Here is a 6,175-nt window from a genome sequence, read left to right as displayed (position 1 = left end):
GGCCCAGCTCGCCGCGGCGGCGGACGGCCCGGCTCGCGACGACGTGCCGCCGCTGCCCGGCGATGCCGAGTCCGCGGGCCTGGTGCGCCTGCTCATCGTGGGCATCACCGCATGCCGTCAGACCTTCGACCGTCCCGGTGCGGTGCTCAGGGCACAGCCGGTGACCGATGAGTCCCGGGGGCACCGTGGGTGCCGGGGTGGCCGGACGGGGTGGCCCTGTGGGCGCTGCCCAACCCCAGCGGGCTCAACGTCCATGAGACCGCCGCAACGGTGGCGCAGAAGTGGCGGGAGGCGTGGGCGGCCAGGAGCGCCTCGCGCTTGGCGATGTCCGGGGGGAGTTCGGTGAGGATGTCCTCGATCTCCTCGAGCGCCTGGAAGGCGCGGCTGGGATCGTTGGCCGCGGGCGAGAGCGCCTTGAGCGCGATGTCGACCATGGCGCGGATCGCGCCGAAGGGCCCGCTGGCGGGCGAGAGCACGTCGCCGAACGCCAGCGCCGATTCGAGCGCGCGGCGCTGGGCCCGGCCCACCGGCGCCGAGGTCCGGAAGAGGATCCCGCCGCTCGGCACGGGGGTGCCCAGGCTGGGCACGAGCTCGATGCGCATGCCCCACGCACCCTCGCAATCGAGCAGGCGCGGGATGTTAACGGCGAGCACAAAGTCCCCGTTACCTTTTAGGTGTCACTGCTTTCCGTCAGGATAGGTAGTGCTGGGAACCGGCTGACCCCGGCATGATGTCTGCCCCCAGTTGTTCATGATCCGGGGGTGTTGTCACTGGGATCAGTCTGGTTCGTTCGGATCGCTAATAGAAGCACGCTCTGAATACTGTGGGGCTGCGTAACGTGGATGTGAGCGAACGAACCATCGGTGACCTAGTTTGTGCTTAAGAGACCGAAGAAGGTAACCGATGCAACCACAAGTATTTCTTGGCATCGATGTCGGCAAGACAGAACATCATGCCACCGCTGTTGACCATGATGGCCAGGTAGTGCATGACAAGCCATTGCCGCAATCCGAACCGAAGATCCAAGAACTGTTAACAGCTCTTGCCGCCAAGCATGAACAACTGCTGGTCGTGGTGGACCAGCCTAAAACCATAGGCGCGTGAGTTTTCGCGGTAGCCCAACAACTGGGGATTGCCGTTGCCTACCTGCCGGGGCTGACCATGCGCCGTGTCGCTGATCTTCATCCAGGCCAGGCGAAGACCGATGCCAGGGATGCATACATCATCGCTGATACAGCCCGCACCATCCCCCACACACTGCGCGGGATCACTATCGCGGACGAACACATCGCCGAATTGTCAATGCTGTGTGGCTTCGATGACGATCTGACCGCCCAGCTGACCGGGGTACGCAATCGGCTGCGCGGCCTGCTCACACAGATACATCCTGCCCTTGAACGGGTAGTGGGACCGCGCCTGGCCCATCCAGCAGTAGTAGATATGCTCAGCCGCTATCCCACTCCCGCAGCACTGCACGAGGCAGGACGCAGCCGCGTGAGAACACGATTGAAGAAACTCGCACCCCGCATGGCGGCCCGCCTGGCTGACGAGATCTTTGCAGCTTTGGCCGAACAAACCACCATCGTGGCCGGAACAAACACTGCCGGGCACATCATCAGCCGACTCGCCGCTCAGCTTGCACAGCTGACCGAGCAGCGCGCCGATATTGAAGCTGAGATCTTAACGGTGGTCGATGCTCACCCTCGAACCTGCGTCCTGACCTCTATGCCCGGCATCGGGGTCAGGACAGCCGCGCGTATCCTCACAGAGGTCGTCGGCAAGAACTTCAAATCCGTCGCACACCTAGCCTCATACGCCGGTATCGCACCAGTAACCCGCCGATCCGGAACTTCCATTCGCGGTGAAGCACCCTCCAGACGCGGAAAGACAACCCTCAAACGCGCACTATTCCTATCAGCCTTCGCATCTATCAAAGCCGACCCATTCTCACGTGCGTACTACGACAGAAAACGTGCCGAGGGCAAACGCCACAACCAAGCCATCATCGCCCTGGCCAGACGCAGAACCGACGTCCTATACGCCATGCTTCGCGATGGCACCCTTTACGAACCCCGCCCCACGCAACAAGCTCCAGCAGCTTGACGAAAACTATAGAAGCACCCCCCGTACTACACGTTAAACCGGAACTCCACCACGTCACCGTCGGCCATAACGTAGTCTTTGCCTTCCATGCGGACCTTGCCGGCGGCTTTCGCCTCGTTCATCGAGCCCAGGTCATCGAGGTCTTCAAAGGACACGATCTCAGCCTTGATGAAGCCCTTCTGGAAGTCGGTGTGGATGACGCCGGCAGCCTCGGGAGCGGTCCAGCCCTTGCGGATGGTCCACGCACGTGCCTCCTTCGGCCCGGCAGTCAGGTAGGTCTGCAGACCAAGAGTGTCGAAGCCAACGCGAGCCAGCTTGTCCAGACCAGGCTCGTCCTGACCGGTAGATTCGAGCATTTCGGCGGCTTCTTCAGGATCCAGCTCAATGAGTTCAGCTTCGAACTTCGCATCGAGGAAAATCGCCTCAGCCGGAGCCACGAGCTCGCGCAGCTGCTTCTGCATGTCCTCATCAGCCAGGCCCTCTTCATCAGTGTTGAACACGTAGATGAAGGGCTTTGCCGTCATGAGCTGCAGTTCGCTCAGCAGCGAAACATCAATCCCGGCTTTCTCCGCACCCTGGAACAGGGTGGTGCCGTCTTCAAGAAGAGCCGCGGCTTTATCCATCGCTTCAAGCACCGCACCGTCAATGAGCTTGCGCTTGACATCCTTTTCAATGCGCGGACGAGCGTTCTCCAGCGTCTGCAGGTCAGCCAGAATCAGCTCGGTCGAAATCGTGTCGAGGTCACCCGCCGGGGTCTCTGAACCTTCAACCCGGGTGACATCCGGGTCGGAGAAAGCGCGCGTCACCTGGCAGATGGCATCGGCTTCGCGAATATTGGCCAGGAACTTATTCCCCAGGCCCTCACCTTCCGAGGCGCCCTTGACGATGCCCGCAATGTCCACAAAGCTCACGGTCGCCGGCAGGATCTTCTCGGAACCGAAGATCTCAGACAGGCGGTCCAGCCGCGGGTCAGGCAGCGGCACAACGCCCACGTTCGGGTCAATCGTTGCGAACGGGTAGTTCGCCGCGAGAACTTCAGCACGGGTCAAAGCGTTAAACAGGGTCGACTTGCCCACATTGGGCAGTCCCACAATTCCAATAGTCAAAGCCACGCGGACATTTTAGCCCGCGCCCGGCACACGCTCACCGACGGGCGTGCCTCGGGAGAAGGCGCGTCCGTCCCACGACCGTCCGCCCGCGCTTTCAGCTTTCTGTGCGGACTTGTTCAGCCGATGTCCTCCTGCACGCCGCTTTGAATCCATAAGCTGAGCAGATCAGCTCGCTGTGACGAGCTGTGTTCAGACCCGCCGACACCGCACGGAAGGAATCCCGTGGCACCAGCCGAGCACACCGGCCCCGCTGATCCTCAGCAGCCTAACCGCAAGCCCACCCCCGAAGAATGGGCTCAGGCTTTCCGCCCCTCCCGGGGGCGGCCGCCGACGGTCGAGGAGTACCGGGCAGCTCTTGACCGCGGCGAGATCCACAATGATCAGCACCAGTCCTTCGACCAGTTCGGCGAGCAGCTCAGCTCCGGCTTCCGCAACTTCACTGCCAGCGCGAAGGACGCCTACACCACCCATGTTGCGCCGACGGTTGAACGCTCCAGCGCAGAAGCGCAGGACTTCCTCAACAAGCACGGCGCACAGGGCAGCGGCAAGATCGGCACCTTTGCACGCTGGGCATCCTTTGGTCTGCCCGCCGCAGCGCTCCTGGCAATCATCAGCCTTTTTCTGCCGTTCGCCATGGTCGACATACTGGGCGACCACGGCACCCTGAACTTCTTCTCGTTCTCGGTCATGGTGAGCGGTCGAGCCTTCGCCGGCATCCTCATCATGTTGCTGTGCCTGGGCGCAATCGGCACTGCAATCGCTGCGATCATCACGAAGAAGCCCATCCTCAAACTGATTGCCGGCGGTGCGGGTGCGCTGGCGGGCCTGCTGGGCATCTTCAACGTTTTGGCCCGCCTTCCCTATGTCTTCTCCGGCATGTTCCCGCACGTGGGTCTTGGCCTCTTGGTCCTGATGTCGCTGGTTTTGATTGCCGGAGGTGGCCTGCTCGTGGTTGAGTTCTTCACCCAGCGCGGCACCAAGCCGCCTGCTGCTGGGCAGCGGCCTTCGGGCCCCGCTGACGAGGCGCCGCCACAGTCACCCCACTCCCCCGCCTAAGTGCCGGGCGGGCTGGCTACCCCGGCGGGTTTCTCCCAGATCAACTGATGGGATACCCCTCCGTGGGGCCCTGCCAGGCCGGCTGCCAGCCGAGTTCAGGCGCAACGTGTGTGGCGAAAACTTCCAAAATGTGGAGGTTGTAATCAACACCGAGCTGGCTGGGAATGGTGAGCATGACGCTGTCAGCGTCCATGAGCGCGGTGTCCTGCTTGAGCTGTTCGACCAGCTGGTCTGGCTCCGCCGCGTAGGTCTTGCCGAACGTAGAGCGGAAACCGTCAATGACGCCGATCTGGTCGTTCGCACCCTGGCCGCGAGCGCCGAAATACATGGCATCGAGCTCGTTGACGATCGGGAAAATGCTGCGTGAAACGGACACGCGCGGCGTCCAATCATGGCCGGCCTTTTTCCATGCATCGCGAAACAGTGCGATCTGCTCCGATTGCAGCTGTGCGAAGGAATCACCCGTGGCCTCTGTCAGGAGGGTCGAGGACATGAGGTTGACACCCTGCTGTGCGGCCCACACTGCTGTTTCGCGGCTGCCAGCGCCCCACCAGATGCGGCGGTCAAGACCTGGCGAGTGCGGTTCAATGCGCAGACGCCCGTGTTCATCAGCCGGTGAGGGCGGGAAGCCGGATTGCTGACTGGCAGGTTCGACCATGCCTTCACCGCGGATTGCCGCCATGAACTGTGGGAACTTTTCGCGCGCGATATCGGCTCCGCGCGGGTCGGTGGAACCTGCGTAGCCAAAGGCTTCCCAGCCGCGCTCAGCCGGTTCTGGTGAGCAGCGCGAGATTCCCAGCGCCACCCGTCCATCGGACAAGAGGTCGAGTGCGGCGGCTTCCTCTGCCAGGTACAGGGGATTTTCGTAGCGCATGTCGGGCTTGTGGCGTTGGTGCGACCGGCTCTGCCGTTTACAGGTATCGGCAGACCTGGTCCGCGCTGCACGAGTCGGGGTCGGGCTGCGCGGCGTCGCGTCTGAGCTCGGTGATGGTGTCGCGCAGCGCTGTGAGCTGGGCGATCTGCTGCTTGATCTCGGCGAGGCGTGCGTCGAGGAGGTCGCGCACGTGCTCGCAGGGAGCAGCGCCGCCGTCGCGGATGTCGAGGATCTGGCGGATCTGGGCGAGGGTGAGGCCCGCGGCCTGGCCGCGGTGGACGAAGTCGATCCGAGCGACCATCTCGGGCGCGTAGTCGCGGTATCCGGACGGCGTGCGCTCGGCCGGGGGCAGCAGGCCCTGCTCCTCGTAGAACCGCAGCGTCTTCGCCGTCGTTCCCGCCCGCTCGGCGAGTTCCCCGATGCGCATCGCAGGCCCCCTGTTCTTTCGGCAGAAGTCCTCTTGACCTTCCCCTGCACTGGAAGGTCCAGTATGGCTGAGATAGACCGGAAGTCCAAGTATTGACAGGAGCTGCGATGCCCACGAAGTACGACCTCGCCATCATCGGATCGGGCGGCGGTGCGTTCGCCGCCGCGATCCGCGCGACCACGCTCGGCAAGTCGGTGGTGATGATCGAGCGCAGGACGCTCGGCGGCACCTGCGTGAACACCGGCTGCGTGCCGTCGAAGGCCCTGATCGCCGCGGCCGACGCATGGCACTCCGCGGCCGACGCCGCCGACCGGTTCCCGGGGATCGAGACGACGGCGGGGCCGGTGGACATGCCCGCCCTGATCGCCGGGAAGCAAGCGCTGGTCGAGTCGCTGCGGGGCGAGAAGTACGCCGACGTCGCCGACTCCTACGGGTGGGCCGTCCGCCGCGGCGACGCCGCGTTCGCCGGCACCCCCGACGCTCCGGTCCTCCAGGTCGCCGGGGACGACGGCAGCACCGAGACGATCGAGGCCGCGCACTACCTGGTCGCGACCGGCTCTCGGCCGTGGGCCCCGCCGATCGACGGCCTGGAGGAGACCGGGTACC

The 6,175-nt window shown here is 63.8% G+C and carries 6 protein-coding genes and 1 pseudogene; 3 read left to right on the top strand and 4 right to left on the bottom strand.

The window, feature by feature from the left end; genetic code table 11:
• Window positions 1-146: 146 nt before the first annotated feature.
• Window positions 147-653, bottom strand: coding sequence for a DUF2254 family protein (locus tag HMPREF3162_RS06900; RefSeq protein WP_070777427.1), 507 nt, complete (start codon window positions 651-653; stop codon window positions 147-149).
• Between the two features lie 250 nt (window positions 654-903).
• Here HMPREF3162_RS06900 and HMPREF3162_RS06895 point away from each other — a divergent pair.
• Window positions 904-2,103: pseudogene (locus tag HMPREF3162_RS06895) on the top strand (IS110 family transposase).
• A 26-nt stretch (window positions 2,104-2,129) separates the two neighbouring features.
• On the opposite strand, the gene ychF reads toward HMPREF3162_RS06895, so the two are convergent.
• Window positions 2,130-3,215, bottom strand: coding sequence for a redox-regulated ATPase YchF (ychF, locus tag HMPREF3162_RS06890; RefSeq protein WP_070777425.1), 1,086 nt, complete (start codon window positions 3,213-3,215; stop codon window positions 2,130-2,132).
• 219 nt (window positions 3,216-3,434) lie between these two features.
• On the opposite strand from ychF, the gene HMPREF3162_RS06885 reads away from it, so the two are divergent.
• On the top strand, window positions 3,435-4,268 hold the full coding sequence (locus tag HMPREF3162_RS06885) for a hypothetical protein (protein ID WP_070777423.1): 834 nt from the start codon (window positions 3,435-3,437) through the stop codon (window positions 4,266-4,268).
• Between the two features lie 40 nt (window positions 4,269-4,308).
• Here HMPREF3162_RS06885 and HMPREF3162_RS06880 read toward each other — a convergent pair whose 3' ends face one another.
• Both HMPREF3162_RS06880 and HMPREF3162_RS06875 read right to left on the bottom strand, forming a co-directional pair.
• Window positions 4,309-5,142, bottom strand: a complete 834-nt coding sequence (locus HMPREF3162_RS06880; RefSeq protein ID WP_070576597.1) for an LLM class flavin-dependent oxidoreductase — start codon at window positions 5,140-5,142, stop codon at window positions 4,309-4,311.
• Between the two features lie 37 nt (window positions 5,143-5,179).
• A complete protein-coding gene (locus HMPREF3162_RS06875; protein ID WP_070777421.1) occupies window positions 5,180-5,569 on the bottom strand; it encodes a heavy metal-responsive transcriptional regulator in 390 nt (129 codons plus the stop codon).
• A 107-nt stretch (window positions 5,570-5,676) separates the two neighbouring features.
• Here HMPREF3162_RS06875 and HMPREF3162_RS06870 point away from each other — a divergent pair.
• On the top strand, window positions 5,677-6,175 hold a 499-nt coding region (locus HMPREF3162_RS06870; protein WP_176747345.1), incomplete at its 3' end, for an FAD-dependent oxidoreductase.

This window comes from Brevibacterium sp. HMSC07C04, from assembly GCF_001815905.1.
Lineage (GTDB): Bacteria > Actinomycetota > Actinomycetes > Actinomycetales > Brevibacteriaceae > Brevibacterium.
The sequence above is the reverse complement of the archived record's forward strand: the minus strand, read 5'-3'. Positions and strand labels throughout refer to the sequence as shown.